The 26,202-nt window shown below is 45.9% G+C and carries 29 protein-coding genes and 2 pseudogenes; 10 read left to right on the forward strand and 21 right to left on the reverse strand.

The genetic code is table 11. The annotated features are described in order from the left end of the window. Positions 1 to 238: 238 nt before the first annotated feature. From RID09_RS30450 to crtI, 7 genes and pseudogenes are all read right to left on the reverse strand, one after another. Entirely contained in the window at positions 239 to 817 is a 579-nt protein-coding gene (locus RID09_RS30450; RefSeq protein ID WP_446339646.1) for a PIN domain-containing protein, read from the reverse strand. Beyond that, a complete protein-coding gene (locus RID09_RS30455) occupies positions 795 to 1,328 on the reverse strand; it encodes a hypothetical protein (protein WP_446339647.1) in 534 nt (177 codons plus the stop codon). The genes RID09_RS30450 and RID09_RS30455 overlap by 23 nt, the downstream gene beginning before the upstream one ends. 26 nt (positions 1,329 to 1,354) lie before the next feature. Then, entirely contained in the window at positions 1,355 to 1,954 is a 600-nt protein-coding gene (locus RID09_RS30460; RefSeq protein ID WP_446339648.1) for a DUF4352 domain-containing protein, read from the reverse strand. A gap of 57 nt (positions 1,955 to 2,011) precedes the next feature. After that, a complete protein-coding gene (locus tag RID09_RS30465; RefSeq protein ID WP_446339649.1) occupies positions 2,012 to 3,877 on the reverse strand; it encodes an ABC transporter ATP-binding protein in 1,866 nt (621 codons plus the stop codon). A 103-nt stretch (positions 3,878 to 3,980) separates the two neighbouring features. Next, on the reverse strand, positions 3,981 to 4,790 hold the full coding sequence (locus tag RID09_RS30470) for a DUF1838 domain-containing protein (protein ID WP_446339650.1): 810 nt from the start codon (positions 4,788 to 4,790) through the stop codon (positions 3,981 to 3,983). Positions 4,791 to 5,250: 460 nt separating this feature from the next. Further along, on the reverse strand, positions 5,251 to 6,069 hold the full coding sequence (locus RID09_RS30475; protein WP_446339651.1) for a pentapeptide repeat-containing protein: 819 nt from the start codon (positions 6,067 to 6,069) through the stop codon (positions 5,251 to 5,253). Between the two features lie 273 nt (positions 6,070 to 6,342). After that, positions 6,343 to 7,576 (reverse strand): annotated as a pseudogene (gene crtI, locus RID09_RS30480) (phytoene desaturase family protein). A gap of 89 nt (positions 7,577 to 7,665) precedes the next feature. Between crtI and RID09_RS30485 the strand changes: the two are divergent. Next, positions 7,666 to 8,382, forward strand: coding sequence for an SDR family oxidoreductase (locus tag RID09_RS30485; RefSeq protein WP_446339652.1), 717 nt, complete (start codon positions 7,666 to 7,668; stop codon positions 8,380 to 8,382). 175 nt (positions 8,383 to 8,557) lie between these two features. After that, positions 8,558 to 9,697 (forward strand): 4-hydroxyphenylpyruvate dioxygenase, encoded by a 1,140-nt coding sequence (hppD, locus tag RID09_RS30490; protein ID WP_446339653.1) that lies wholly within the window; start codon positions 8,558 to 8,560, stop codon positions 9,695 to 9,697. Between the two features lie 89 nt (positions 9,698 to 9,786). Here the strand turns inward: hppD and RID09_RS30495 are convergent, their stop codons facing one another. Together RID09_RS30495 and RID09_RS30500 are read right to left on the reverse strand one after the other, a co-directional pair. Then, positions 9,787 to 10,413: a CPP1-like family protein gene (locus tag RID09_RS30495; protein WP_446339654.1), complete on the reverse strand. Its 627-nt coding sequence runs from the start codon at positions 10,411 to 10,413 to the stop codon at positions 9,787 to 9,789. A 113-nt stretch (positions 10,414 to 10,526) separates the two neighbouring features. Next, positions 10,527 to 10,748, reverse strand: a complete 222-nt coding sequence (locus RID09_RS30500) for a hypothetical protein (protein WP_446339655.1) — start codon at positions 10,746 to 10,748, stop codon at positions 10,527 to 10,529. A 485-nt stretch (positions 10,749 to 11,233) separates the two neighbouring features. Here RID09_RS30500 and RID09_RS30505 point away from each other — a divergent pair, with 485 nt between their 5' ends. Further along, the gene (locus RID09_RS30505; protein WP_446339656.1) at positions 11,234 to 11,962 is read left to right on the forward strand and encodes a response regulator transcription factor; all 729 of its coding nucleotides are present in this window, start codon (positions 11,234 to 11,236) and stop codon (positions 11,960 to 11,962) included. A 340-nt stretch (positions 11,963 to 12,302) separates the two neighbouring features. Here the strand turns inward: RID09_RS30505 and RID09_RS30510 are convergent, their stop codons facing one another. Together RID09_RS30510 and psbH are read right to left on the reverse strand one after the other, a co-directional pair. Next, a complete protein-coding gene (locus tag RID09_RS30510) occupies positions 12,303 to 12,590 on the reverse strand; it encodes a TatA/E family twin arginine-targeting protein translocase (RefSeq protein WP_446339657.1) in 288 nt (95 codons plus the stop codon). A gap of 249 nt (positions 12,591 to 12,839) precedes the next feature. Further along, positions 12,840 to 13,043, reverse strand: a complete 204-nt coding sequence (gene psbH, locus RID09_RS30515) for a photosystem II reaction center phosphoprotein PsbH (protein ID WP_446339658.1) — start codon at positions 13,041 to 13,043, stop codon at positions 12,840 to 12,842. Between the two features lie 84 nt (positions 13,044 to 13,127). Here psbH and psbN point away from each other — a divergent pair, with 84 nt between their 5' ends. The 3 genes from psbN (at position 13,128) to RID09_RS30530 (ending at position 14,496) form a co-directional block, all read left to right on the forward strand. After that, positions 13,128 to 13,259, forward strand: coding sequence for a photosystem II reaction center protein PsbN (gene psbN, locus RID09_RS30520; protein ID WP_446339659.1), 132 nt, complete (start codon positions 13,128 to 13,130; stop codon positions 13,257 to 13,259). Between the two features lie 154 nt (positions 13,260 to 13,413). Then, positions 13,414 to 13,644: a DNA-directed RNA polymerase subunit omega gene (locus RID09_RS30525; protein WP_446339660.1), complete on the forward strand. Its 231-nt coding sequence runs from the start codon at positions 13,414 to 13,416 to the stop codon at positions 13,642 to 13,644. 219 nt (positions 13,645 to 13,863) lie between these two features. After that, the gene (locus RID09_RS30530; RefSeq protein WP_446339661.1) at positions 13,864 to 14,496 is read left to right on the forward strand and encodes a hypothetical protein; all 633 of its coding nucleotides are present in this window, start codon (positions 13,864 to 13,866) and stop codon (positions 14,494 to 14,496) included. A 369-nt stretch (positions 14,497 to 14,865) separates the two neighbouring features. Here the strand turns inward: RID09_RS30530 and purH are convergent, their stop codons facing one another. The 3 genes from purH to RID09_RS30545 all read right to left on the reverse strand — a co-directional run bounded on the left by purH (position 14,866) and on the right by RID09_RS30545 (position 17,599). Beyond that, the gene (gene purH / locus RID09_RS30535; protein ID WP_446339662.1) at positions 14,866 to 16,428 is read right to left on the reverse strand and encodes a bifunctional phosphoribosylaminoimidazolecarboxamide formyltransferase/IMP cyclohydrolase; all 1,563 of its coding nucleotides are present in this window, start codon (positions 16,426 to 16,428) and stop codon (positions 14,866 to 14,868) included. 401 nt (positions 16,429 to 16,829) lie between these two features. Further along, positions 16,830 to 16,958, reverse strand: a complete 129-nt coding sequence (psaJ, locus tag RID09_RS30540) for a photosystem I reaction center subunit IX (RefSeq protein WP_446339663.1) — start codon at positions 16,956 to 16,958, stop codon at positions 16,830 to 16,832. 146 nt (positions 16,959 to 17,104) lie between these two features. After that, a complete protein-coding gene (locus tag RID09_RS30545; protein WP_446339664.1) occupies positions 17,105 to 17,599 on the reverse strand; it encodes a Photosystem I reaction center subunit III in 495 nt (164 codons plus the stop codon). 153 nt (positions 17,600 to 17,752) lie between these two features. On the opposite strand from RID09_RS30545, the gene tsaD reads away from it, so the two are divergent. Further along, positions 17,753 to 18,811, forward strand: a complete 1,059-nt coding sequence (gene tsaD / locus RID09_RS30550) for a tRNA (adenosine(37)-N6)-threonylcarbamoyltransferase complex transferase subunit TsaD (protein ID WP_446339665.1) — start codon at positions 17,753 to 17,755, stop codon at positions 18,809 to 18,811. Here tsaD and RID09_RS30555 read toward each other — a convergent pair. The 4 genes from RID09_RS30555 to RID09_RS30570 form a co-directional block, all read right to left on the reverse strand. Beyond that, positions 18,808 to 19,902 (reverse strand): DUF362 domain-containing protein, encoded by a 1,095-nt coding sequence (locus RID09_RS30555; protein ID WP_446339666.1) that lies wholly within the window; start codon positions 19,900 to 19,902, stop codon positions 18,808 to 18,810. The two genes, tsaD and RID09_RS30555, sit on opposite strands and share 4 nt — an antisense overlap. Before the next feature lie 364 nt (positions 19,903 to 20,266). Next, on the reverse strand, positions 20,267 to 20,542 hold the full coding sequence (locus RID09_RS30560) for a hypothetical protein (RefSeq protein ID WP_446339667.1): 276 nt from the start codon (positions 20,540 to 20,542) through the stop codon (positions 20,267 to 20,269). 338 nt (positions 20,543 to 20,880) lie between these two features. Next, positions 20,881 to 21,906 (reverse strand): serine/threonine protein kinase, encoded by a 1,026-nt coding sequence (locus RID09_RS30565; RefSeq protein ID WP_446339668.1) that lies wholly within the window; start codon positions 21,904 to 21,906, stop codon positions 20,881 to 20,883. A gap of 131 nt (positions 21,907 to 22,037) precedes the next feature. After that, positions 22,038 to 22,250 (reverse strand): helix-turn-helix domain-containing protein, encoded by a 213-nt coding sequence (locus tag RID09_RS30570; protein WP_446339693.1) that lies wholly within the window; start codon positions 22,248 to 22,250, stop codon positions 22,038 to 22,040. Positions 22,251 to 22,370: 120 nt separating this feature from the next. On the opposite strand from RID09_RS30570, the gene RID09_RS30575 reads away from it, so the two are divergent. The 3 genes and pseudogenes from RID09_RS30575 (at position 22,371) to RID09_RS30585 (ending at position 23,462) form a co-directional block, all read left to right on the forward strand. Next, positions 22,371 to 22,841: a hypothetical protein gene (locus RID09_RS30575; protein ID WP_446339669.1), complete on the forward strand. Its 471-nt coding sequence runs from the start codon at positions 22,371 to 22,373 to the stop codon at positions 22,839 to 22,841. A 124-nt stretch (positions 22,842 to 22,965) separates the two neighbouring features. Beyond that, a pseudogene (locus RID09_RS30580) lies at positions 22,966 to 23,256 on the forward strand (Uma2 family endonuclease); the annotation flags it as partial. 2 nt (positions 23,257 to 23,258) lie between these two features. Next, a complete protein-coding gene (locus tag RID09_RS30585; RefSeq protein ID WP_446339670.1) occupies positions 23,259 to 23,462 on the forward strand; it encodes a hypothetical protein in 204 nt (67 codons plus the stop codon). Between the two features lie 102 nt (positions 23,463 to 23,564). Here the strand turns inward: RID09_RS30585 and RID09_RS30590 are convergent, their stop codons facing one another. The 3 genes from RID09_RS30590 to RID09_RS30600 form a co-directional block, all read right to left on the reverse strand. After that, a complete protein-coding gene (locus RID09_RS30590; RefSeq protein WP_446339671.1) occupies positions 23,565 to 23,768 on the reverse strand; it encodes a DUF2949 domain-containing protein in 204 nt (67 codons plus the stop codon). Positions 23,769 to 23,976: 208 nt separating this feature from the next. Then, entirely contained in the window at positions 23,977 to 24,567 is a 591-nt protein-coding gene (locus tag RID09_RS30595) for a DUF4178 domain-containing protein (protein ID WP_446339694.1), read from the reverse strand. Between the two features lie 28 nt (positions 24,568 to 24,595). Beyond that, a complete protein-coding gene (locus RID09_RS30600; protein ID WP_446339672.1) occupies positions 24,596 to 26,188 on the reverse strand; it encodes a polyamine aminopropyltransferase in 1,593 nt (530 codons plus the stop codon). Between the last annotated feature and the right edge of the window lie 14 nt (positions 26,189 to 26,202).

The raw sequence follows: 26,202 nt of genomic DNA on the forward strand, positions 1-26,202 counted from the left end.
TGATGGCGAAGACAGCACCTACTACGAACGAACTAAATGTCCTCCGCCGCCAGTTTGAGTTCATAAATATTCCCGAATACTTCCCCTAAGACGGAAAATTTGACGTGGATGCAGCTTGGCTGGGGGATTTAACTAGGTTGCAGGAGGAGAACGCGATCGCACAACAGAAGGGGAGGATTGCAGCGAACCCTAGACGCCTTATGTTAGGACTAGCCAATACCTTGATCATTTCTGTTGCTTACTCCGATTGTTGGGACTGTAGCCAATTGAGCAATACTTGAGTGCTACTAAAATAATTTGCAATCCCAACATTTCGTAACGCGGATTGAACTTCGGGTGTACCAAAGTCCCGTTCATTACTACTCAAAAATACTTGAGTTTCCGTCGGGTATGAATGAGCCTGATGTAGAATACAATGAAGAATTAGATTATCTGTATAATCTCTATCAATTAAAGGAATAGTTAAACCATCTTGGATCATTGGCGGCGTTAAAGCAATGAGTTCGGCTTTTTCAGATATCTGGTTAATCGCTTGAAACAGACGCATTTTAATCTCTGCAAGTAGCTGCTCATTTTCAGTTTTATACTCCATTAAAAGCGCCAACATCGACCTCGCATGAGATGAGGTTAAATCTCGTCGTAACTGACTAATTTGCAAATTTAGTTCATTTTCAAAACGTCGGCGGTATTTTTGTTCATTTTCTAACGCTGATAAGGATTCCATTAAACAAATATTTGGCAGAACTAGCTGCACCGATGATGGCGTATTTTGCAGCAATGTAGTCGCTAAGGAATCACGCCCAGTACAAATACTCATGAGAAAGTTCGTCTCTAAGTATAGTATCACCTGAAATTTCTACCTCACGTTTGGTGCTACCCTCGTCTAGTCGTTCTAATAAACCAATGGCTTCTAATTCTTCTAATGCTGGCGGTGTTTCTAACTTCCAGTGGAAGGCTAAATCGTCCAGCCATGCTAAGAGTAATATTTCTAAGTAACCTCCAGTTATTTGTTGATGCTGATAGTCACGCTTATAACTATCAAAGTCTCTAATATATGGTTTTACCATATCCGTCGTCTTTAGGGAACAGATAGCCTCTGACCACTTGACGTCATCCCATTGAACAATTTGAATCGTTTCGGGGTCAACTAGCATGGCGAATGGAACGACAGTTTGTGTGGCTTTTAGGTAGGAGGTAAATTGAGAGAGGTTAAGCTTAACCACATGGCTACCTCTGACATCAGCAACTAGAATAACTTGTCCCTGTTTGTCTAAGGCAATTACATCAGCAGAGATTTGATGACGAAATATAGGATTGGCGGTTTCCATAGGGTTGATGGATGATGGGTGATTGGTTATAGTTTAACAATAATGGGTTGACAATTTAATCCTTTGGCTGCTGTTGATTTTTCTTCACACTCAATCGGATTCGGCTGAAATAACAGTTTTAAATTGCTAGTATCTTCAGGAACTTCAAACACAAGCTGTCCCTGTCGTTGATCACCCGGACTAATTTCACCTGTTGGCGTCTCAATATCCTCCAATGCACTAGCCAAAAGTGCTACTTCGTAGGTTTTATTGTTTCCATCGATAACTTCAAAGGAAACCACGGAAAAGGTTTGCGGTTGTTGTCCTTGATTGACAATGGTGGTATCGACTACTACCCATTGATTCCCTTTATTTGGTTGAATCACGCCTTTTCCCGGATGCACCTTGGTGCTGTTAACAGTAAATTGGAGATTGAGATTTTTTTGGGTGATGGAAATGACGTCACCGAGGGAATGAATTGGTGCTGAAATGGGCTTGGTTGCAGGAGATTCAGCCGTTTCTACAAACGGGCGATCGCGACTTTGCACTGTTTCCGAGTTTTGTTCATTAGGAGAACATCCTAGGATTATAGTGAGGAGACAGATCGACGTGATCGCACCAATTATTATTCTACTTTTTTTATACATAATTATCTATTTGTGTCAACAGGAAAAACAAAAATAAACAGACAAATGACAAATACCCTAAGTTCCCAACATCTGCAACTTATACAAAGCCGCATACAAACCATCCTGTTGCAACAGTTGTTCATGAGAACCGGATTCCACCAACTCACCCCGCTTAAGCACCAAAATTCGGTCTACATTGCGAATAGTTGACAGACGGTGGGCAATAATAATTGCCGTGCGTTTTTCCAATAAATGATCAAGGGCTTGTTGAATTAACGCTTCGGTTCCCACATCTAAACTCGCCGTCGCTTCATCTAATACCAAAATTTGGGGATTACGAATCGCCGCCCGGGCAAATGCCAATAACTGCTTTTGACCCCCAGAAAGATTGGTTCCCCTCTCCCGGAGTTGGGTATCATAGCCTTGAGGAAGTCGTTCGATAAATTGAGCAACATTTGTAGCTTCCGCCGCCGCTTTCACTTGTTCAATCGAGTAGTCTTCTCCCAAGGTAATATTACTTTTAACATCCCCAGCAAACAAAAACCCCTCTTGCAAAATAACCGCCATCTGACGCCGTAATTCAGATTGCGGCAAATCCCGAATATCAATCCCATCTACTAAAATGCGTCCCTTTGTGGCTTCATAGAGGCGACACAGCAAGCGAATAATCGAACTCTTTCCCGCACCAGTGGGACCAACTAACGCCACTTTTTGTCCGGGGCGAATGGTAAAATCTAAGTCTTTAAGAACATAGTCATCTTCTTTATAAGCAAACCAGACATGTTCAAAGCGAATTTCACCTCGATGCGCTGTTACTTCTCCCTTACCATTTGTCCTCGGTTGTTCTGAAATTAACGCCGAATGCGCTAACTCTGGATCACGAATTTCAATCGGCTCATGCATAATATCACTCACCCGTTCAAGTGCCGTGAATCCCGCTTGGAACATGGTAAACTTGTCAGCAAACTGACGCAAAGGATTAAATAGACGCTGCGCGTAAAGAATAAAGGCAGATAAGACACCAAAACTGAGATTATCTTGCAGGATTAACCAGCCTCCTAACCATAATACAGCCGCGATCGCAATTAAGGAAATCCACTCTAATGTGGCGGATACAGCGGAATCATGAAAGATGGTTTTATCAACTTCCGCGACATAGCGCTGGTTCACCGCCCGAAACATCTCAGCATTCACTTGTTCCCGACGAAATAGCTGGACAATATTAATCCCAGCGATATTTTCTTGCAGCATTGAGTTGAGTGTAGAGAGTTCTTCTCTGGCTGTATAATTAGCTTTCCGATATTGCTGCTGAAAATAGACAATCAACCCCGTAACTGGAAACAGCATTAATATCAGAATGAGCGCCAGTTGCCATTGCAGGGAAAACATAAAAATGGCAATAACCAGCATTGAGAATAGGTCATTAAGAATACCAATTGCACCACTAGAAAAGACTAATCCTAATGCTTCCACATCACTGGTGATGCGAGTAATCAGTTTCCCCACAGGGGTGCGGTCAAAAAATCGCACCGCCAGGGAGGTAATATGGTCAAATAAATCATTGCGAATCCCGGCGGTAATTTGCTGACCCAAGTTTTCTTCCAGGAATTTCTGAAAAATGCTACAGATTAATCGGATAATGATACTCAGTAACAAGAAAATCGCTAAGATATTGATACCTTCTGACAAGGAACGATTCTCAAGAAACCACCAGGTTTCTTCTTGACGAATTAAAGAAACAGCTTGCCCAATAATTAAGGGTTGAATAGCACCCAGAATAGATACGGGAACGAGTAAAATAATCGCTGTGATCAGTAGGCGTTTTTTGGTGAGTGCATAAGGAACCAATCTCAGGAAAAGTCGCCAATCGGTTTCCTCCCGTCGGTTAGCGCCTCTAGATGAAGTGCGATCGCCTCGTGTTGATGATGATACCTTAGTCATATTAAACCCTGGTTTGAAGAAGTGATAAATTCCTAGGAGAGAAGCATTGCGGATTGTTCGGGTCTACCGTTAAATTTTCGTCGCGAATGCTTTCAGCATGATATTATTCTGTTTCCACAATTGGAAATCGCTCTCCCGATAGATATGCCTGAAAATGCTTTTGGAAATACGTCCAAGATGTCATATCAGCATCCTCATCTAATGGCGGCTGAGGAGCATTTTTATAGACAGGAACGCGAGTATTAATTTCATTTTGGAGTAATTCGGGTAATTCCGTAAAATCATTCACTTTAACCCCTCGACCACTATAGATAAGCTGTCCACGTTGATCACCCATTTTCATCCAAGGTACCCAAGGTCCGATTCTATCCCAACTGAGAAAGAGTTTAGAAACGGACTTTAAGTCTGGATCATGTAAATCCTCTGTAGGAACCGTAAGTTTAAACAGTTCAGCCGCTTGATAGGTTTCTTGGGGACTGTATGCGGCAAATTGAGGCTCGTTGGCTAAAGGGTTGGGGTAATTGGGAAATAAATCAAACCAGAAGGTTGTCATATCCTTATTTACCTCCGCCGGAAATTTACCTTTTAGATAACCTTGTACCGGATTATTTGCCACATGAACAACGGTTAAGGTTTCTCCCGTCCAAGGATTGTCCCACTGATGCAGGATATCTCCGGTTTCGGGGTCAAGATAATAGGTAAGTTCTCGTGAAGTAAAATTCCAACTTTCTTCATCGGCGGGAATACAGCGGCTGACACTCATTCCCAGCATATTAAACAATTTTTTTCGTCGTTCTCCGGGAATAAAGGCATAGATAGAACCTGACCAACTGAGAAAGCTTTGTTCTCCATCTAGAGAACTCCGCAGTTTCACAAAATATTTAACATCAAATTCTTGGATTGAACTACTCATATAACGTTTTACTCATCCCTTACAAATGATTGACAAAACTAGAACATTGACAGTCGGACGATTGTTATAGCAGTAGACACATTGATTAGGACAAGCGAACTGTTGTTCCAGACGTTCCGCCGGAGGAGTCTCTACCATAAGATGTGTCCTAACCGCTATGGCAGTTGCTATAACTGTTCAAGGTGTGGGTATGGAGAACCCTCTTGATCTAGCATACAGGTTAACCTATCTGGGCAGATTCTGGACGAGTTAAACCGCCTTGGGTTTCAACCCAAAGAACCCAAGCTCAAGTCGTCTAAAGACGAGTGCATAAAATTTTTAGTCCATTTTAATGGACTTTAGCTATAAGCCAAGAACTGGAGTTCTTGGCGGGTGTCGGGGTTTACTGATAAAGATGAAAGTGAATGAAAATGGAGTATTCGGCACAAACAGATAGTTAGATAAATTTTCATGGGTTTGATTACTCGTGAATCCGCCCATCGGGTAAAATAGTCCCCGATAAAATAGCTCCCGTTAATTTAACGAGCAATCGGTCGGCTGTCCCCACTTTAGCGCCCCGCAAATCTGCACCACTTAAATCTGCACCACTTAAATCCGCACCAATTAAATTAGCATCTCGTAAATTTGCCTGAACTAAACAGGCTTGAAATAAGTTAGCGCGAAAAAGATTGGCTCCTTCTAAATTTGCACCACTGAAATTTACATTATGTAAAAAAGCATCCGTCAGGTTAGCCTGACTGAGATTGGCATTACTAAGATTGCGTCCAGATAGATCTTTTTCTTTGAGATCAACTCCCTGAAAATTAGCACCACTGAGATCGGGATGCGATCGCGGGCGCTGGGATTGCGATCGCGTTCTGGGTTGGTAGTCATTCCTAGCTGGTGAGGGTGGTTGCTTCGGTTCTGTTGATTGAGAGTAACTCCTAGATGAGGAGGGTGGTTGCTTCGGTTCTGTTGATTGAGAGTAACGCCGCGATTGAGTCGGTTCTTCTCGGGGCGATCGCGCACGGTAATAATAGGTATTTGCCGCAGGTTTGCGTGGCGGTGAGGATGGGGTTTTGGGCGTTTTGGGTTTGTGCGATCGCAGTTCGTCTCGCGCTTGGTTTATTTCTTTGAGTTTGTCCTCAGCTTTCTGGCGCAAGCGCTGATTCTCCTCCGGTACCCGATCCGGATGCCAAATAAATGCCAAGTCTTTGTAGGCTTGGTTCACTTCTTCTAGGGAGGCTCCGGGTTCTAGTCCCAGTATTCTGTAGTAGTGGTCTAAATTGTTAGATGACATTGCGGTTTAGCGCCTGTTGAGCCGTTAGCACAAGGTTGGAGAACAGATCACAGTGAATGAGATCGCTCCTTCTATATTCTGTCGGGTCATACTGAGATCTTGCACCAGTTGTCATAGGCTTTGTTTAGGCTGGGTTAGCAGGTGTGTTCCGATTCGCTCTCCTCACGATAACGGCGCGGCACACCTAAATTGATTGATTACCTTGTAGGGGCACACGGATGGTGCGCCCACGGATGGTGCGCCCAGAAAACCAGTCAAATCTATTCCACCATTTTAGCTGTGCCACGCCACTACAATTTGGCTTGCCGTTTCTTCAATCAGCCGCGCTGCAATTTTTCCTGAACTCATCACCCCTGGTAATCCCGCACCCGGATGCGTTCCCGCACCCACAAAATAGAGATTAGGGATATCCTCACTCTGATTATGAGGACGAAACCAAGCCGACTGTGTGAGAGTCGGTTCCACGGAAAAGGCACTCCCTAAATAACTATTTAATGTATCGCGAAAATGCAACGGATCAATATAATGTTCTGTAACAATATGCTTGGATAAATCGGGTAAATAATGCTGTTCCAAATAGTCAATAATCCTATCCCGATACGGTTTCGCCATCACCCTCCAGTCTGTTTGACTCCCCAAATGGGGAACAGGCGATAACACATACCAACAATCACATCCCGGTGGGGCTAAAGATGGATCAGTCGCCGTAGGATGATGCAAATACAACGCAAAATCTTCCGCAAGCTGTTGACGCCCAAATATATCCCGCATCAATTCCCGATACCGATTGATTTAGCAACAGTTGACCCCCAAGTTCCTGAAATAATTGCACCAGCGCCTGGACTAATGCGCCCGTTCCTCCCATAGGGAACCAAATCCCAAACGCCTGTTCTAACTTGTGAATCATGGCGTAAATAGCCGTACTCTGAAACGGATTTCCACCAATTAATAGGGGATGAAAACTAAAAACTTGCCGCAATCGTTCATCTTGAATGTACTGATTAACAAACCCAGCGACTGATTTATACGTCTGTAAACGAATCAAATCCGGAGCCACGTTTAGCATATCCGTAAAGCGACTAAACGACTGCTCCATTAACGGCAATCCTTTCTCAAATATGGCGTTTGCTGCTTTGGCAAAGCGTTGATATCCGGCGACATCGGCTGGATTAAAAGCGCGAATTTGTTCAATTAGGGCGTCGGTGGAATTATTGTAGTGAAAGACTGACCTATCAGGAAAGCGGACGTTATAGAAGGGTTCAAGGGGGACAAGTTTGACATAATCGGCAGTTTTCTTTCCAGCTAGGGCAAATAACTCATCGATTAAATGGGGCACGGTAATAATCGTGGGACCCCCATCAAAGGTAAACCCCTGCTGTTGATAAACATACGCACGCCCCCCGGCGCGATCGCGCTTTTCCACAATCGTCACTCGATGACCCCCAGCACTTAACCGAATCGCCGCCGATAGACCCCCAAATCCGCTACCAATGACTACGATATCCATCTGAGTTTTGAGTTTTGACCCTTTACTTCGCGAGTCGGACATCACAAATCGCTATAGTATGAATAAAGTGTAAAGAAATGTAAAATTATATGCCAGATAAAGTTATTGTGGTCGTTGGTGCCACAGGGGGTATTGGCTCGGCTGTAACCCACCAATTAGCAAAAGAGGGAGCAAATTTAGTCCTCGCCGCCAGACAGAGCGATCGCTTAGCCGCTTTAGTGTCCCAACTCCCCATGACTAATTTAGAGCAAGTCTTAAATGTACCAACCGATATCACCGATCCAGCCCAGGTGGAAACGCTTATGCACAAGGCGGTTGACAAGTTTGGTCAGATTGACGTACTCGTCAATGCGGCGGGGGCAGGAATTCTTAAACAGTACAACAAAATTACATCGGCTGACCTAGACGCGATGCTGGACTTAAATCTCAAAGGTAGCTTCTATACCTGTCAAGCCGCCGCCGAAGTGATGAAAAGTCAAAAATCCGGTCATATCTGTAATATCGTCGGCATTTTGGGCAAACATTCCATGGCAATGGCATCAGCGTACTGCGCCTCAAAGTTTGGCGTTGTCGGGTTTAGCAAATGTATGGCAGATGAATTAAAGCGTTTTGGGATTAAGTTTACACTCTTTTACTTTGGCGGTGTGGATTCACCCTTCTGGGATAATGTCAGCTTAAAAGTGGATCGCAAGAAGATGCTCACGCCGGAAACAGCCGCTAATGCCGTTCTGTTTGCCCTGAACGCTGAAGAGCAAGCAGTACCGATGGAAATCAACATTCAGCCGGAAAGCCATCTATTCTTTTAACGAGGGCGTGCTGAAGAAGTATTGTGGCGAGGGGAGGTAACAGAAGATAGGGAAGATGGGAGAGTAAACGAATGACAAATGACAAATGACCAATGGCTCTCCCTTAAGAATGACCTGAAATTCCGCAAAAAACGGCAAAATTGACAACCAGGTAAGCTGCCGGATGGGATAAGCCATGAGAATCGATCACATTCACTTTTACGTTAAAGATGCGCTAGCCTCCCGCGCTTGGTTTGTCGAGCAGATGGGCTTTCAATCTGTGGCATCGGGGGCGAGTTGTCACACACGCACGACAGTGGTGAAGAGTGGGGCAATTTATTTTGTCCTGTCGTCTGCGATCGCGCCGAACAGTCCCGTTGCCCAGTTTCTGCACCAGCATCCTCCAGGTGTTGCTGATATTGCCTTTAACGTTTCCGACATGGAATATGTTATGGAACGACTGCTCAAACGCGGCGCTAAGGTCTTACAACCCCTTCAAATTCACAACTATGAGGATGGATGCATAAAATGGGGTAAAGTCGCCGCCTGGGGCGATATGACTCATACTCTGGTTGAACGCCATAGTTTTCATTCCATTCCCTACTTTCCTGTACAGGTAGACTGGCTGAGTTCAACACCCAACAATCAGACGCGCCAGGGCGCATCTGTACAAACTCAACACTCAACAATCAACACTTCCCCAATTGAGGAGTTTACCCATATCGATCACGTTGTCCTGAATGTGGCGGCTGGGGATTTGGCGAAAGCGGTTGAGTGGTATCAGCAGGTGTTGGACTTCCAACCACAGCAGGTGTTTACTATCCAGACGGAAAAATCTGGCTTATGCTCTCAGGTTATGGTGCATCCGGTGACAGGGACACAATTGCCCATTAATGAACCGACATCAGCGAATTCTCAAATTCAGGAATTTCTGGATGTGAATGGAGGAGCCGGAGTCCAGCATATTGCCTTAGCTACGAGAGATATTGTAGGTGCGATCGCGCAACGACGCCGCCAAGGTATGTCCTTCATCAACGTTCCCCCCAGTTATTACAGGATAGTCCGCGATCGCAATCCGGGCTATAATTTCTCGATGGCGGAATGGGACGCGATCGCCCAGCAGCAAATTTTAGTAGATTGGCAAGCCAAATCCCCTCAAGCGTTGCTTCTGCAAACCTTTACCCAACCTATTTTCGCCGAACCCACCTTCTTTTTTGAGTTCATAGAACGGCGATGGGGGGCAAAAGGCTTTGGTGAGGGGAATTTCCGCGCTTTGTTTGAGGCGATAGAGAGGGAGCAGATGAAACGGGGTTGTTTGTCGATTGAAAAGAGTTGATCAGTATTTTTTAATCAGGAACAGGGAATAAGGAAATTGAGGACAAGGGAGTTGCTGAATCTCTACCTTGTCTTCTCCTATTCCCCCTTTCATCGCAGAAAGCTGCTAATCAGCCAGAACAAGACAAAGGTTACCAATGAGGCAAATTTCTCAATGGTCAAACCCATGTCGATAAGCAGTGACTCCAACGCTCCTCCCAGAACTGTTCCTAATGCTACACCGAGCAGCAAACCGACTAGGGTCAGTAAGACAGCCCGACCAAATTGTTGTTCTTTGCGATTGAGGAAATAAATTGTACCGCCAAACCCCAAGGCGACAGCCAAGGTAAGAATTGACGCTTCCGGATAAAACAAAGTCAGACCACTCAATACCAAGAACACAACCGTTGGTGCAACAAGATCACTCCTCGTCGGGGTGTCTAAAAGTCGTTGTAGCCAAGCCGGAGAGGAATTGCCTGAGGGTGGGCTGAAACCCAAAGAGGTTTGTGGGACTTTTTCCCGTTCCGGAAAACGAATGCGTTCTGGAACTTTGATTTTTCCTTCTTGGCGCATTCTGAGGCGATCCATAATAATCGCATCATAAGCCGCCTCTACCGACTCTATGAGCTTAGGTTCGCCGCGATGCTGTTGCATCAAGCGTCCTTTAGCATCCTGAATTTCATCAAAGGAAGCATCTTCTGTGACCCCAAGTTTTTCGTAGGGATTTTGATCGCTCATTCAAAACCTCCGAGATATCCCTTTTTTTCACTGGTATATCGTGAAGTACCCCAACCTGCTTCGCTTTTGTTGGGGCTTCTAACGCCCTCACATTAGCTAAAACAGTGACGGTCTTATTCGTCTTCGAGATTTCCCGTCTCATCCGCCGATGCCACGTTGGGTACTTTCAAAAGCGCAGAAAGTCCAGAACTGAATCCGGTGATGGTCTTACTCAGCGTCCACAGGCAGCCGCCCGTCTTCCACAGGCAGTAATTTTGTTTTGTCCCTTGGTCGCGGTTTTTAGTTGGAGTTCCAACCAATGTTTTTAGCTTATCAGCTAGGGTGAGGCTATCCATTCCCACCGTGAAGACAGATGGGGACTTCCGCCGATTTTGTTAAGACTCTACACTGGTTATTATGATAAACATCGATGCTCTTAACCGGGCTGCACCCAACAGGTAACAGTCTGGTTAGATACCGAGTGTCATGCTAACTCCCTTGCAAGCTAGTGTAGCCTGTTCTTTGCAAACAAGTCCTCTGGACAGAAAAATTTGTTGAGTCCAGCCCAAGTGATGCCAGATCTGCCAAAAGCGGTTATGCTATTGGGCGGCTGCCCTATTTTCCCACTTGGGTAACGATGCCAGACGCTATTGGCATCCCTGAGTTCTCTGGCGATAATTGACTTAAAGGCTGACTACGCTATTGATGTCACAAAAATCTATACCCTGATTCCTGATCCAGTTACGCTAGAAGAGTATTGACTAAAATGCTCAAGACATCCTAGTGGTGAATAAGTGTGCATCTTATCTCAATCCCTGAAATTAGTTCTCCGTGGAAATTTATGACCATGGTCTCCGCCAAAATTCTTGTCGTGGACGACGACCCGGCAATCCGCAATTTAATCATTCGCTTTTTGAGCAAAAAGAACTATCAAATGGAGTCGGCGCAGGATGGTAAGACGGCTTTAGCCGCATTTAAACAATTCAACCCAGACTTAGTGATTCTGGATGTAAATTTGCCGGATACCCTTGGCTACAACCTTTGCCGGGACATGCAAAACATCAATGATGTTTTTGTTCTGTTTCTCACTAGTCGCGGTGAACCCGCTGACAAAAACCAAGGGTTCAAACAAGGTGGTGATGACTATCTCACTAAGCCCTTCGATTTAATGGAACTCGAAAATCGAGTGGGGGCGATTTTGAGACGTAAGCGAGAAATTACGCCGACCGACCAGCAGCGCCTCGTTTACAATCACTTGACGATTGATCCCACACGTCGGGAGGTGACCCTTCACGAGCAACTCGTCCCTTTGACCGCTCTAGAGTTCGATTTGTTACATTTCTTAGCGTCTCATCCGGGTCAAGTCCTGCGCCGCTCTGAATTGATTCAGGAAGTGTGGGAATACGACTATGTTGGAGACCAACGAGTTGTTGACGTTCATATTGGGCAAATTCGCAAAAAGATCGAAATTGATGCGAGTGACCCAAAATTAATCCAAACGATTCGGGGAGTTGGGTACAAGTTTGAGGCACCCAACACTGAGCAAAATAATGGGCAACGGTCTTTATGAACAACTGACACCAAGCTCGCGCCATGGTGTCAGCTTTTGGCTTCATCAGGAATTACTTGATCATGGACTACCCACGATTAGGTCCGACAGCTACCTACCCTTCTCTCCGCAGCCGTCCGGATGCCCAAGACCGATAGAATTTTGAGCGCTTACCCATCTGATATTGGTCGCCGTATTCCTCCCTCTTTCAGGGTAAGTGCCACCGTTAGGACAAATGGCTGTCCTGACATTTTGTGGCATTTTAGGTAATGAAAAATGGACACCGCTAGGGAAACATCAGTCAGTCAAGACTAACACTCCGTCTTCACGTTCAGCGAAAACGTTCAGTGAAAAATAATTGTTAGCCAGCTTGAGACGGAGTCGCGGCGTGATTATCGTTATCTGTTGAATCAGTTTCAGGAGTAGCTTTCTGCTGAGTTTCAGACAGTGCTGGTGTTTTTGTCGCTTGTTCTAACTGTTGAGCCTCACGCTTAAATTCCGATTCAAATTCTCTAGATGCATCTTGAAAGCCGCGAATGGCTTTCCCTAGACTCCGACCAATCTCCGGCAACTTTTTCGGTCCGAATACTAATAGCGCCACAATCAAAATCAGCGCCATTTCCGGTAAACCAATCCCAAAAACGTTCATTTCATAACCTCCTGATGTACCGAGACCTGTGTCTATTGTGTCTCAAATTTAAAGTCTAACGCTTCACAGATAACCCTCTCCCCACTGAAAAGCACAGAGGGAGAGGGTCTCAATGGTTCATATCTGATTAGAGAAAAGTTTATGGCTATGAACCCTATAGCTTGTTTGGTGCTTCGCAAATACCATGTCGCTGGCTTGGAGGAGAAAGAGAAAGTTGGGGGAGAAAGAGTACAATCAACACCAACAGACCTATTGACCTAAGCTTTTCCAATCCACATTGATGTTCTCCAGCAACAGCGAGGAGTTGTATAACTGCAAGATAATTAGCAAGAAAACGAAGAATAAGAGCATGAACACCGCCATCAAAGGCGTTGTTCCCCAACCGGGAGCCACTTTACCATATTCAGAGTTCAGGGGTTTGAGAATATCTCCTAACCACGTCCGTTGTGCCATGGGTCACCTATGATTAATTTCGATCACGTTTTGTAATGTTCTGTAATATTATAGAGGAAGAAGACTAATCTATAGAGACCCACCATGGAACCTGCAATAGTTCTTAGCATTTCAGTCGCTGTAATTCTGATCGTCGTCACCGCCTTCTCAATCTACACAGCGTTTGGTCCGCCTTCGGCTCAATTGAGTGATCCCTTTGAAGATCACGAGGACTAAGCGTTGACAATCCTTGCTTGGGTTGCCCACTGGGATTAGAAGATGGGGGCATTCTGGCTGGGCTTCGCCCTGCTGCGCTCACACAGGCAGTCATGGGTCAAGAATGCTAGACTTATAACTTGCGACTTTAGGATAAGAAACGGAATAAAAATCTATGCTGCATCGGCGTTACCAGTTGGATTACAGTCAAATTATGCACCGAGCAGAGGAGCTAGTCAACGCGGCTTCTAATCGCTATCGGATTACGGTGCAAGTGGCAAATCGGGCAAAGCGCCGTCGCTACGAAGATTTTGAAAATCTCGACGACCCAATGATGAAGCCTGTACTGCGGGCAATTATTGAGATGTCTGATGAACTAACCCAACCGGAAATAATTGGGGATTAAAGGCGGGCGCCAGGAAAGCTGGGGAAGCTGGGGGAGTAACTTTTATGGCGACAGCTATATCATCCCTGACTTTTCACGGGAAGTCTAAAAACCTGAGTCGGGGCGGGTTTAGTTACATCAGGTTGCAACCAAAAAGATAGTGGTGAAACCCGCCCCGGAGAGAATTCACACTCACTTTGCGCCACATACCGTGAAAGTCAGATATCATCCCTATTCACTATGATCCAACTGAAACACAAAGGTAAGGCGACAGGCTTCGTTGTGCTGTTTACCCTTACCTTTGTAATGAGTATCGGCTTGTGCTGGGGCAAAGCGGGAGTTAGGACTATCCCTGTTTTGCCAATTTTAGGCTCCCAACCCGCCAGCGCCCAATTAATTAGATCTCAGGATACTTGGCGTCAAGTTTACGAGCGATTGCCCGATTTCCCCAAAGAGAACCAGTATGTCAGTAATGAAACGGGCGAAGTAAATTTAGAGACTACACTGGCAAGTCGTCTGATTCGTTATCACCTGTACGTGAAAAGACGCCTTCCTAATTACCGTTTTGATTGGAAGCTGACCCTTGCTGACTATCTTGGGGCTAATGAGTATATAAATGAATCTGTGTATCCCAGTAGTAACACGTTAAGGGAAAATCCGATGGCAGGCGATCGCGCGGCGATAGAAAAGCTGACTCGCCAGCAGCGAGAGGATTTGATTGAGGTTTTAGTTAGCATTTATAATCCCAATCGTCCCGATACCCAAATTTCAACACCTAGCCAGCAGCCGTCGCCACCCTCCACTCCTACTCGCCCCTCTAAGCCACGATTACCTCAACCTGGGGACGCTGATTTACTGAACATCAATTTTTGACATCAGCCTCACTCGTGCTTTTGATAATCGGCATGGTTATTATCTATTAGATTATAGGTTCTTATATTTTGTAGCCAATTTTTGTTATATTGAGCAATTTTATGCCTAAATTTAAGGAATTGAATCGCCTTTTTTGTGTGAAATAATTAGCGCAACGGCGCGTTACGCTACCCTACCCTTCGGGAACGCTGCGCGAACGGGAACGCTTCGCGAACGCTAACGCACCCTACCGTGACACAGATAAAATGGTGGAAAAAATCTTTTGAATCGGGCGCAAGCCTTGCGCCCCTACATGCCCCTACCTTTTCTTTTGCCTAATTCTAATCCATCCAATTAGGTGTGCCACGTCATTACACCCTTTTTTGTTAGTTAATGCAAAAAGTGACGTATACCTGTAAGTACCATCACTAAACCCAATTCATTCGCCGCCTGAATCGAATCTTTATCCCGTAAACTTCCCCCAGGTTGTACGATCGCGTCTATTCCAGCATCAGCCGCTGTGCGTACTGAGTCATCAAAGGGGAAGAATCCATCACTAGCGAGAATACCTCCTTTCGCTTTTTCCCCAGCTTGTTCTAAGGCAATTTTCACCGCGCCTACCCGATTCATTTGACCGGCGCCAATTCCTAAGGTGGTGCGATCGCGAGTTACGACAATGGCATTAGATTTAACGTGTTTACACACCTTCCAGGCAAATAATAATTCCTCTAGTTGATCAGGAGTCGGTTGCTTTTCGGTGACAATTTGCCAGTCGTCGGGGGTATCGACTGCATCATCCGACGCTTGCACCAGTAACCCACCAGCAATAACTTTTGCGGTTTGCTTGGGACCATTTTGTAACTCAGGTAGCAGTAAAATTCGTAATTTTGATTTTTTAGCCAGAATCTCTTTGGCGTCGGGATCACACTCTGGCGCGACGACACATTCTAAAAAGGTTTGGGTTAACGCCCCGGCTGTAGACATATCAATCGGATGGTTCAATGCAACAATACCGCCAAAGGCAGAAACGGGATCAGCGTGTAAGGCTTTTTCGTAAGCTTCAAACAGCGTACCTCCCAACGCCACACCACAGGGATTTGTATGCTTAAGCACAGCTGCGGCGGGTAAATCTGTAAATTCAGTAATAATCCGCCGTGCGGCTTCTAAATCCACCAAGTTATTGTAACTGAGTTCTTTTCCTTGCAGCTTAGTTGCAGCCGTCCATCCGGTGGGAGTGGTTCCAGTTTGATACCAGGTTGCTGATTGATGAGGATTTTCTCCGTAGCGTAGGGATTGCAGTTGCTTTCCAGAGAGGACAAAATCTTGGGGAAGGGATGGTGCTTCCGGGGCTGCGTCGAGGGGTTCCTGGGTTTTGCCTAGGTAGGACGCGATCGCGCGATCGTAATCACCTGTATGAGAAAATGCCTGTATTGCACAGGCTTGGCGGAATTCTAGGGACGGTTGATGCTCATGCTGGCGTAATTGTTCTAGATAGGTTTCATACTGGCTGGGCTTACACAAAACCGTTAGATGGGCAAAATTCTTTGCTGACGCCCGTAGCATCGCAGGTCCCCCAATATCGATATTCTCGATCGCCTCTGATAACGTCACATTGGCTTTTGCGATCGTTTCCTCAAAGGGATACAAATTCACTACCACCAAATCAATGGGTAGAATCTGATGGGCTACCATTTGTTCCACATCTTCCGCCACATCCCGCCGTCCCAGAATACCGCCATGAATCCGGGGATGCAGAGTTTTTACTCTACCTCCTAAAATTTCGGGAAATTCTGTATAGTCAGATACTTTAGTTACGGGTAAATCAGCCTCTTGCAGGGCTTTTGCGGTTCCCCCACTACTCATTAAGGCAAAGTCAAATTCTGTAACCAGCTTACGGGCAAACTCAACCAGTCCGGTTTTATCGGATACACTCAGCAGGGCTAAACGTGCCATTTTTCTTCTCCCTTGACTACAACCTTATCCAGGATATATGGGATTTGGGAAGTTTTGAGTTTCGTTATTCGTCATTTGTCATTCGTCATACTCGCTTTCATCGAGAAGCAAGCTACGTCATTTGTCATTCTCTCCCCCAGCTCCCCCAGCTCCTGATAACTGATAACTGATAACTGATAACTCCCCCAGTTCCCTCATCAAAAACCCCGTCCTCGCAAATCAGGGGGACAGGGTTATTTGGGGAAACGCAAAATTACGATGAAGCAATAGCGAGTTTCCCTGGTACAAGTAATCCTTATCTAGGACTGTTTAGATAGCTTGTGGTGGTAATTTTGTCAGGAGGGAGTTAGCAAATAACGATATTAACAAATTCTCTCCTCAATCTATACCAACCACTCAGCTTACGGCATCGGATGAAATAGTAAATCAGGGAAAAAGCGGTTAAATTCAATCAAAACTCCGGCTGTAATGGTTAACCAAACAGCAATTAACACCGGGGCTAAGGAAAGATACTTGAGAAAATACTGCATCAAACTTCTCCTGAACGTGATAGTGGATAGGTAAGTCGATCAATTGTGTAACTAGAGATTTGGACAGCTAGGATGTTAGTCCCCCGAAATGACGGAAAATTCTACACCCATCAGCTAGCTCCTATCTCCAGTTGCCAATTTCTAGATTAGCGAGGGGATACAGGAATCTCCTCATCCTTGGCATACAATTTGCCAGAGAGGGCTTCTTGCAGGGCGGCTAGGGGCCAAGCAAAACCAAAGAGCATTTTATTAATTGCCAAAGGCACGTCGATGATAACTTCTTTTTCTTCGGGATTCTTATCGGCTTGAATCGCTTGTAAATAGGAGCGACCAACCCAACCAATCCAGCCAGCCATATACAAAAAGAGAATGCTAGGAATGAGAAAATCACCTGCTCGACTCCAGCGACCATCCGCAATCAAGTGGGGCAGTCCATCATCACCGCAGAGGGCTTGAGAATAACGCTCAAAGCGTTTTTGCCCGGAATTGGGGTCATCGGTGGTCGCACGGGCATTCTTCGCTCGTTGCTGAAATGCGGGTGATTCACTACAGCGTGTGAGATGGTCAAAATCAGCCAAGGCTGGGGTGACAAAGCTAAACCAGAGGGTAACGGCGAAAAGTAGAGCCAACAATCGTCGCATAGAATTGTTTCCTTTTGTTACGAAATCAAAAGTTTTATGTACAAAACACAAAAGCGATTTGTACACTCCAGCAATATTACTCTGACAGGTTGAACAGAGTAAAGTTAAGTTAATTAAAATGTAAATTGAGTTTTTCATTCAGGTTATGGGCAAATGGCTCGTGTTTTAGCCATAGAAACCAGTTGTGACGAAACCGCCGTGGCGGTGGTGGAGGATCGCACCTGTTGTAGTAATGTTGTGGCATCTCAGATTCCGGTGCATCAGCCTTATGGTGGGATTGTGCCGGAAGTAGCGTCGCGATCGCATCTGGAAATGATCAATACCGCGATCGCCCAAGCCTTGGCGGAAGCTAATCTGGGCTGGGAGGCGATTGATGGGATCGCCGCTACCTGTGCGCCCGGTTTGGTGGGTTCGCTGTTGGTGGGTTTAACGGCGGCAAAAACCCTGGCAATGGTTCATAATAAGCCGTTTCTGGGAGTGCATCACTTAGAAGGGCATATTTACGCCACGTATCTGATTGAACCTGAACTCGCACCCCCATTTTTGTGTTTGTTGGTGTCTGGGGGTCATACCAGTTTAATTTATGTTAAGGACTGTGGCGTCTATGAAATGTTGGGTTCAACTCGTGATGATGCGGCGGGTGAGGCGTTTGATAAGGTAGCACGATTGTTGCACCTGGGCTATCCTGGAGGTCCGGCGATTGATCGGTTAGCCAAGGAAGGAAATCCTCACGCCTTTGGGTTACCCGAAGGGAAGATATCTCGTCCGAGTGGAGGGTATCACCCTTATGATTCCAGTTTTAGTGGGTTGAAGACGGCTGTCTTGCGATTAGTGCAACAATTAGAGCAAGAAGGGGATGAATTACCTGTTAAGGATATTGCGGCTTCTTTCCAGGAAACCGTGGCGCGATCGCTAACTAAACGGGCGGTTAATTGCGCGATCGATTATGGGTTAACCACCATTGCCGTTGGGGGTGGTGTTGCAGCAAATAGTGGCTTGAGAGAGCACCTACAAGCGGCGGCGTCATCTCACAAGTTGCGCGTTCTTTTCCCACCGATTAAATATTGTACAGATAACGCCGCCATGATTGGTTGTGCGGCGGCGGATCATCTGAATCGGGGACATACCTCTCCTTTAACCATTGGCGTACAGTCACGGCTACCGATTACCAAGGTTATGGAATTGTATCCACAGTCAACAGGCGATCGCTAAATCGTTAAGAGTTGACGGATTTGATCTGCCAGGGTTTGGCTAGCGCTATCCGCCGTTACCAGTTCAATTTGTTCAGCACTGCTAGCACCTAATCCTAGTTCTACGGCTCGTTGAATTTGTTCTAACTGCCAAATTGAACCACCAGAAACCGCATCAGTGGTGCCAAGCGATCGCAAGATGGCAATGGCGACAGCATCAACGGCTACGCGATCGGTTCCCGCTAGCATTACCTCGGCTTTTACCTTCTTCCCAGAGGCGGGCCCACCATTGACAAAAGCGTCTACCCCATCTAATAGAATCAGCGCGGGTTTGTAGGCTTGGTTAATTTCAGCAATCATGACTCGTTGGTGAGGGGAGGAATGTAAATCCTGCATATAATTAAACGAATCTCCAGGCACATATTTGGCAACCATCCCCACGGAATTCTTCAGCGACAGGGTAAAATGACCGCCAAAACGATGAGTTTTCAAGCAACAGGTATTAACAATCGCCCCTGCATCTAAAATCGGACGAGCAAAGGCAAAGCCTTTTTGCCAGTGGGTTCCCTCGGCGGAAATATACTGCCATTGATCGGCATCCATCTCATCAAAAACAATCGTTTCTAAGCCATAGCGATCTGCCAATTGAAACACCTGTTTTTGTTCCATGGCTTGACGAGTATTTGCCATCCCGGAGCGATCGCCTATCGTAATTTCTTGGCTTCCAGCCGTCTGTAACTCTTGCACCAGCGCTTCCAGGAGTTGAGTATCCGTAGCGGCTGGAGCAGGATCTCCGGTGTTATAGTTAGGCTTAAGAAATATAGTGCGATCGGAAAGTCCTTCAGGTTGTAGCAAATCCAGTGCTTTTTGAGTTCCTGCAACTCGGTCATCAGTACGCACCAGAACCACTTTACTCACATTACCGGATGGAGACTGGGCGATAGGGGTGGCTGTGGTGGTGGGAACGGTTGCATCAACGGCTGCATCAGGTGTTGGTGACGTGGAATTCCCAGTTCTGCAAGCCGCAGGTAGAATTGAGGTTCCCGCAGCTAATGCGGCTAAACGCAGAACACGGCGTCGTTTGTATTTGCGAGTGGAGTGATTGGGTTGCATGGTGGCTTAAGTTCAAAAAAAACAGTCCTGAATTAAATTGGCTCAGAGCTAAAACCTGTTGATATCTTGTACCATTTTAAATCAGTCCGCACATTAGCCAAGAACTCAAGTTCTTGGCTAACAGCTTAAGTCCACTAAAGTGGACTTAAACTCGTGTATCATGTCTACCTAAACCATTATTATTATCGTCTATCTTGCTATTTTTATATTTTACTTATTTCATCGGATTTTTACCCTATGCCTTGCCTTCACCACAATGTAAGTATTCAACCAGACATAATATTTTACAGTCGTCTTTAGACGACTTTCGCTTTTAGCCTTGGGTTTAAACCCAAGGCGATTGGTGCTATAGTTGCCAACGTACTCACCGGAATATTGAACCCAAAAGCCATCCTAATCCAAGTCCTAACCAAGATGTTCCCAGCCAAATTAGAAAGGTGTGAAACTTGCTGAAGGATTTTTGTAACTTTTCTCCAGCCAGAACCGCCAACATATCCGCACCCGCAGCCTCAGCCACAACCACAGCAACAGTCCCATCCACAGTCCCAGCTACAGCCCCAGCTAAACCAGCCATAGCCAAAGCTATAAACGCAGCCCAAGCCCCAGCCACAGCCCCAGCCCCAGCAAAACTCCCAACCAAAGCCCCAGCTTAATATCTGTGCTTCTTCAATAAATCGAGCCACATATTTGTGATACAGCACTTTCTAACACAGTGTAGTACAGTAACTCTAGGACAGCTCTGTTCTGCTCTTGTTTAGGTGTATCACATCGAGTCTGAAAACGCTGTAGTCTGGCTCGTATTGCAGATATTCGTTAGGCGTTTTAATGACAACGTGATGATTAAGGGATACGTGCCGCGCCTTATAAGTGATTCCGAAACCACCTTGTCCCAGAACTCCTTGAATCACATATTTACCGTCTTGTAATCGTTGCCCTGTTGCCCAAACCATGGCTATTTTGAGGTAATTCTAGAATTGTCTATGGCGAAATCGTCGATGATGGAGTAGGAGAGGTGGGTGACTGAGGTTTTAATCGATCCATCCAGTCTGACAAAGGTCCGAAGAATGCCACAATTACACCTAGCATCGTTACAATCAACCCCGCGATCGCAAGTTTTTGCTCTAAGCTTAATCCTCTCTTCGCAGGCGGTGGTGTGGGTGCAGGGGGAGAGGCTTCACTGATCAACCCCAGAGAATCTAACCATTCTCGCATCGACTGGGGGCGCTGCTTGGGTTCTAACTTCATACCCTGGAGAATCAGCCGATTTGTGCGATCGCTAATCTGCTCGTTATACTTTTTTGGTGGTTCTAACTGCTCACGGTCTAGCTTACGCTTAATTGCGCTCACAGGTTTGTGTCCGGTTAACAGTTCATACAATGTCGCCGCTAAGGAATAAACATCCGTATATTCTCCCGGTTTCTCAGCCAGTCGGGAATACAGTTCCATTGGCGCAAACCCGTCTGAGGCTTCCTTTGTCCGCACTGAAGTTACCTCACAGTCAAACTCCAGCGCTAAATCAAAATCAATTAAAACAGCTTCCGCTTTTCCGTCGCGAACATGGACAATAATATTACCCGGTTTCACATCCCGATGAATCAAACCATTCCCATGCACCTCAATCAGCGCCTCACCAATTTGCTGAATATAATTGAGGGCTTCCGCTTCTGGGAGCATTTTCTGGGCGCGGTAGGCTAAACTCAACCCATCCACATAATCCATGACAATGCACCACCGTTTCCCGTCTTTAAAAAGTTCTCGGACTTTGACAATATGAGGATGATTACAACCATTGAGTTTTACCGCTTCCTGACAAAACTTGGTTTCCAGTCGGTTTTGTTCTTGTGGGGTGAGGGAATTGAGGAGTGCATCATTCAAGGTTTTGATCACCCAGCGACAATCGTCTCTATCCTTTACCAGATAGGTAATCCCCAAACGCCCTTGTCCTAGTTGTCTCTCTAAGATGTACTTACCGTTATAAAGTGCATCCCCTGTCGCCCAAACCATGGTTTGCCCTTCTGAAAACTTAGGTTAATTTTGACACAGTATGTTAGGAGGAATGGCACTGACTTCAGGTTGGTGGGCAATGCCCACCCTACGGTATATCAACGGTTGCAGCGATCCAAAACGGCTTGTTTCTACTCCTCTAAAATCTCAACCAAATCCTCAATCATCACATCAAACGTGCGAGCTAACTTATAGAGGGCAGTATAATCTACCATTGACAACTCGGAACGACGGGCATAACTTCTCACCGTACTGTAAATTACACCAGAACGGTCGGACACTTCCTTCAACGTCCATCCCTTCTCTTGTGCAAGTTCTCGAATCTTTAGCCTAACTAACCCCATCCTTGACAAATGATGCAGTTGCATCGTTTAATGAGAGAACCTGAAAAAGCGATCGCTCTTTCTGTCTCGCAAACTTAAGAGCGATCGCACCAATGTCCCATTAAATGGGAAGTAATTTCTATGTTACCAACACATACCACAAAAACGCCCACCTTTGAAGAGTCAAAACTAAATTACAAATCCTCCAACCGTCACCCCTTAGCACGATTTGTCACCGTCGAGACAGTTTCCTTGCTGTTTAACCGCTCTCCCGACGAGATTTATCGCATCGAATGCTGGCAACATATTGTTTATGTTCACGGTAAAGGGTTGAGCCGATTTGTCAGCTACGCCGATTTTCCGCCAATTCTGGAAGCCGAACCTCCCACCCCTCAAGATATGGTGCGTTGGCGCAAGCGCTGGAAATCTCGAATTGCCCCTGAATTTTGGACAACATTCTATAGATATCAGTTCAACAGAGCAACGAGTGAATCGCAGTTGCTAGCTTGGGGACAATTCGTTGGCATTGTCAAAGGGTTGCTATCAACAGCCGCCCTACAACACTTGCGCCAAGTCTACCAGCTAGAACAATATTGGTGGCGTCACTTTTGATGGCTGAATCTGGCTCAACTCAAGGAGAACAAAACCATGATAGATCAATCTGCGATCGCGTCAACTTTAACCCTTCCTCCCCTGGAAAATGGCGATAAACTTACCCGCATCGAATTTGAGCGCCTCTATCGATTTACATGACAAACTTAACGTTTATCGGCGCAATCAGGTACAAGAGTATTTAGTGTGGCGAGTGTACGATGAGCAATTCGATTGGTTTAGGTTACAAGAGGGTGAGTATATCCAGCTAAAACCCAATGAAAATGGTATTATTTGTGGTGAAATCTTTCCTGGCTTGTGGTTAAAACAATCCGCCTTACTCGCTGGAAATTTAGCCAAGGTATTGGAGATCATCCAACAGGGGATAGCCACAGCAGAACATCAGATGTTTGTTGAGTCCTTATCGAGGGAGTAATCATGGGACGAAAAGCGAAACTAAAACAACTTCGACGCCAAAGTCAAGGACAAAAACAGTTGCCAACGTCAACACAACCAATCAACTTTGAGTCAACCCAATTCGTGCAACAACTTCAAGTTGAAGGCTATAAGCTTGATCAAGCACAGCATTCTCCAGACGTGCCATTGCCAAAGCCGTTAAAAAAACCTAATCCCCAGTTATAAGTATTTACAGCCAAATTTTAGGGTGCGTTAGCGAAGCGTGACGCACCAATCAATCCTTAATTAACATAGCAGTATCAAGGCAGGTTAAAATCTAAAGAGGACTTACAGAGTAAGCTGTGCCGTTTCCAACCAATCAAAAATTCGGTCTAATTGATCCAATGAAATGAGTCCGTACTGCCACAACGTCATCGGTAATAAATTAGGACTCTCTTCCTGATGGCGTAAGGCTAAGGAAATGGCTGCCGATGGAATCGCTAACTCCTCTCGCAAGAAGTTAATAAACTTGTCGAGTGCGGTAGATTTCATGGTTTTGGGTGTGGGGTACTTGGCGTCGGTAGTAGTAAGGTACACTTAACGGGGATCAAAAAGCCTCACCCATTAGAGCTATTCTTAGGAGTCACAATTCGTTAATTTTTTTGCTGCAATAAAACTTAACTCATTTGATCTGCCTGAGTTTGATTAGAGGTTGAGAGATAGTCTCCTACCTGACTGAAGAATCGATGACTACAAACGCTTAACTACCATACAACCGTTGACCTGTCCCCGGAAGAAGACTCAGCATTCTCGGATTAATACGCTCTCCCACGGTGACTTCAATCCTACCATCCCATTCTTCAATCGAGAGAACCTGATTATCCGCTCCTTCATAATCAAAATATCGACAACGTTCTGCTGTGCGGCGCAACGTTGTACCCGTGCGCGTCATTTGAGCCACGCCAGATTCCACACAGCGATAGATGTCACCGTCAAAGGTTAGCTGCTTGGGGGGTTCTCCACTCACCTCCAACTGCTGCGTTGGTTCTAATAATGCCACTTCTACTCGGTCATCTTCATCCACAGAAAGCCAACAAATACGCTCTCCATCTTGCAATAAATACTCATACCAAGCATAGTCGCCTACATTATAAGTCAGTTGCCCTTCCACCACCCAATCTGTCCCCATGTATTGGACAATATCACCAACTTCCAGGGTAAAAACGGTACGTTCTTCCAGAGGTAAACGCCGACTTTCACCGAGTCCTGATAAAAGTCCCCGTTGCTGAAGAACTAGCAAAACAGCAGCAGTAGCAATAATCACAATAATTCCAATCCAAACAAATACCATCATCTGACTTATAACTTATTAGTTATTACTAATACGCTGTCCAACGGGGGTCAGACTGATAACGCACAATCACAGGATGAGAGAGGCGATTCACCTGCACATTTCCTAACTGGACATCCCCAGGTAACTCAAATAAATGGTGCAAAATCGGCTCAGTCAGATAACGAGTTGACACCGATAATGTCAGCTTATCCGCTTGAATCGAGTGCCGCGACGCCAAGACAAAACCCCAGGGTCCAAAACTGGGAACGTCCACCACATAAGGATGAGTCGATAATCCCACATCCGATAGCGTTGCCACAATACAGCTTAGAACATTTGGAGCAAAAAAAGGACTCGATGCTTGGGTGACAAAAACGCCATTCTCTGCCAATCGCGGTAATAAACGCTGGTAAAACCCTTCCGCATAGAGCTTGGCAAGCACTTCTCGGTCAGGGTCAGGAAAATCCGCAATAATAATATCAAAGGTTTCATTTAAGGCAGGTGCTGTAACAAAGGCATCGGCGTTAATCACCTGAACACGAGGATCAGTTAACGCCCCCCCATTTAACCGCACCAACTGGGGATGAGACTTGGCTAATTTGACTACTTCAGCGTCTAACTCAATCAGCACCACTCGTTCCACGTCTTGCCACTTCAACACTTCCCGCACCGCCATCCCATCCCCTGCACCCATGACTAGCACATGACGCCTGTTCTGACTCGCACTCATTGCCGGATGTACTAATGCTTCATGGTAGCGGTATTCATCCAAGGTAGATAGTTGTAAATCCCCATCTAAAAATAGTCGCAAATCTTGTCCCCGGCGCGTCAAGACAATCCGTTGATAGGGGGATTGAATTCGGGTAATTACGGGGGCTTGATACAGGGTATTTTCCAACCGATTACTGATGGGAATCGCGGCGGGTGCGGATAGCGTCAGCAAGACACCTAAACCTAAACCTAGATATCCCCAACGGCGCAGCCGAGGAAACTGCTGTCCAATGGCAAACACCATAAAGGCGGGTAATGCGCCCAGCACAAAGGCGGCGGGAAATAAGCCAATTAAGGGTAGGAGCAATACTGGAAACAGTAACGAACCTAACAACGCTCCCACATAATCCAGCGCCAAAACCCCAGCCAGCGCTTCCCGCACTCCCTCCTCTAGTTCCAGCACTCGTGTCAGCAGGGGGACTTCTAAACCTGCCAAAATTCCCAGCAACACAGTTACCAGAAATAATCCCAACCAGAGGAAACCGTTGACGACAAATAGGGCAAATAATCCTAAGGGTAATAATGCCGTCAGGGGAGCCATTAGCAGTTCAACCTGAAGAAATGCCACAATCAGTTGGCGTTGTTGGAGCCACGGCGGGGACTTGGGCGCGATAAATTGACTTAAGTAAGAGCCAATCCCCATGGCTGCCAAAAAGCCGCCGATAGCTACTCCAAAAGACAGCGCCTGATTGCCCACTAAATAGCTAGCCAGGGTTCCGAGCAACAGTTCAACCGCCAGCCCACAGCTAGAGGATACCGCCGCCGCCGCTAAGAGTAGCCGACGTTGATGGCGATTTAATGATGCAACTGGGGGTTGAGTTACGGGTTCAACATTAGAGTTGTCTGTGGAAACGTTTTGCTGTGCCATGGATTTTTAATGAA

It is taken from the genome of Coleofasciculus sp. G1-WW12-02 (assembly GCF_040219735.1).
Classification (GTDB): domain Bacteria; phylum Cyanobacteriota; class Cyanobacteriia; order Cyanobacteriales; family Coleofasciculaceae; genus Coleofasciculus.

What these genes read in the sequence shown, in the direction of transcription:
- RID09_RS30450 (WP_446339646.1), bottom strand. Translation starts at nt 817, where the DNA reads ATGAGTATTTGTACTGGGCGTGATTCCTTAGCGACTACATTGCTGCAA.
- RID09_RS30455 (WP_446339647.1), bottom strand. Translation starts at nt 1,328, where the DNA reads ATGGAAACCGCCAATCCTATATTTCGTCATCAAATCTCTGCTGATGTA.
- RID09_RS30460 (WP_446339648.1), bottom strand. Translation starts at nt 1,954, where the DNA reads ATGTATAAAAAAAGTAGAATAATAATTGGTGCGATCACGTCGATCTGT.
- RID09_RS30465 (WP_446339649.1), bottom strand. Translation starts at nt 3,877, where the DNA reads ATGACTAAGGTATCATCATCAACACGAGGCGATCGCACTTCATCTAGA.
- RID09_RS30470 (WP_446339650.1), bottom strand. Translation starts at nt 4,790, where the DNA reads ATGAGTAGTTCAATCCAAGAATTTGATGTTAAATATTTTGTGAAACTG.
- RID09_RS30475 (WP_446339651.1), bottom strand. Translation starts at nt 6,069, where the DNA reads ATGTCATCTAACAATTTAGACCACTACTACAGAATACTGGGACTAGAA.
- RID09_RS30485 (WP_446339652.1), top strand. Translation starts at nt 7,666, where the DNA reads ATGCCAGATAAAGTTATTGTGGTCGTTGGTGCCACAGGGGGTATTGGC.
- hppD (WP_446339653.1), top strand. Translation starts at nt 8,558, where the DNA reads ATGAGAATCGATCACATTCACTTTTACGTTAAAGATGCGCTAGCCTCC.
- RID09_RS30495 (WP_446339654.1), bottom strand. Translation starts at nt 10,413, where the DNA reads ATGAGCGATCAAAATCCCTACGAAAAACTTGGGGTCACAGAAGATGCT.
- RID09_RS30500 (WP_446339655.1), bottom strand. Translation starts at nt 10,748, where the DNA reads ATGGATAGCCTCACCCTAGCTGATAAGCTAAAAACATTGGTTGGAACT.
- RID09_RS30505 (WP_446339656.1), top strand. Translation starts at nt 11,234, where the DNA reads ATGACCATGGTCTCCGCCAAAATTCTTGTCGTGGACGACGACCCGGCA.
- RID09_RS30510 (WP_446339657.1), bottom strand. Translation starts at nt 12,590, where the DNA reads ATGAACGTTTTTGGGATTGGTTTACCGGAAATGGCGCTGATTTTGATT.
- psbH (WP_446339658.1), bottom strand. Translation starts at nt 13,043, where the DNA reads ATGGCACAACGGACGTGGTTAGGAGATATTCTCAAACCCCTGAACTCT.
- psbN (WP_446339659.1), top strand. Translation starts at nt 13,128, where the DNA reads ATGGAACCTGCAATAGTTCTTAGCATTTCAGTCGCTGTAATTCTGATC.
- RID09_RS30525 (WP_446339660.1), top strand. Translation starts at nt 13,414, where the DNA reads ATGCTGCATCGGCGTTACCAGTTGGATTACAGTCAAATTATGCACCGA.
- RID09_RS30530 (WP_446339661.1), top strand. Translation starts at nt 13,864, where the DNA reads ATGATCCAACTGAAACACAAAGGTAAGGCGACAGGCTTCGTTGTGCTG.
- purH (WP_446339662.1), bottom strand. Translation starts at nt 16,428, where the DNA reads ATGGCACGTTTAGCCCTGCTGAGTGTATCCGATAAAACCGGACTGGTT.
- psaJ (WP_446339663.1), bottom strand. Translation starts at nt 16,958, where the DNA reads ATGCAGTATTTTCTCAAGTATCTTTCCTTAGCCCCGGTGTTAATTGCT.
- RID09_RS30545 (WP_446339664.1), bottom strand. Translation starts at nt 17,599, where the DNA reads ATGCGACGATTGTTGGCTCTACTTTTCGCCGTTACCCTCTGGTTTAGC.
- tsaD (WP_446339665.1), top strand. Translation starts at nt 17,753, where the DNA reads ATGGCTCGTGTTTTAGCCATAGAAACCAGTTGTGACGAAACCGCCGTG.
- RID09_RS30555 (WP_446339666.1), bottom strand. Translation starts at nt 19,902, where the DNA reads ATGCAACCCAATCACTCCACTCGCAAATACAAACGACGCCGTGTTCTG.
- RID09_RS30565 (WP_446339668.1), bottom strand. Translation starts at nt 21,906, where the DNA reads ATGGTTTGGGCGACAGGGGATGCACTTTATAACGGTAAGTACATCTTA.
- RID09_RS30570 (WP_446339693.1), bottom strand. Translation starts at nt 22,250, where the DNA reads ATGGGGTTAGTTAGGCTAAAGATTCGAGAACTTGCACAAGAGAAGGGA.
- RID09_RS30575 (WP_446339669.1), top strand. Translation starts at nt 22,371, where the DNA reads ATGTTACCAACACATACCACAAAAACGCCCACCTTTGAAGAGTCAAAA.
- RID09_RS30585 (WP_446339670.1), top strand. Translation starts at nt 23,259, where the DNA reads ATGGGACGAAAAGCGAAACTAAAACAACTTCGACGCCAAAGTCAAGGA.
- RID09_RS30590 (WP_446339671.1), bottom strand. Translation starts at nt 23,768, where the DNA reads ATGAAATCTACCGCACTCGACAAGTTTATTAACTTCTTGCGAGAGGAG.
- RID09_RS30595 (WP_446339694.1), bottom strand. Translation starts at nt 24,567, where the DNA reads ATGGTATTTGTTTGGATTGGAATTATTGTGATTATTGCTACTGCTGCT.
- RID09_RS30600 (WP_446339672.1), bottom strand. Translation starts at nt 26,188, where the DNA reads ATGGCACAGCAAAACGTTTCCACAGACAACTCTAATGTTGAACCCGTA.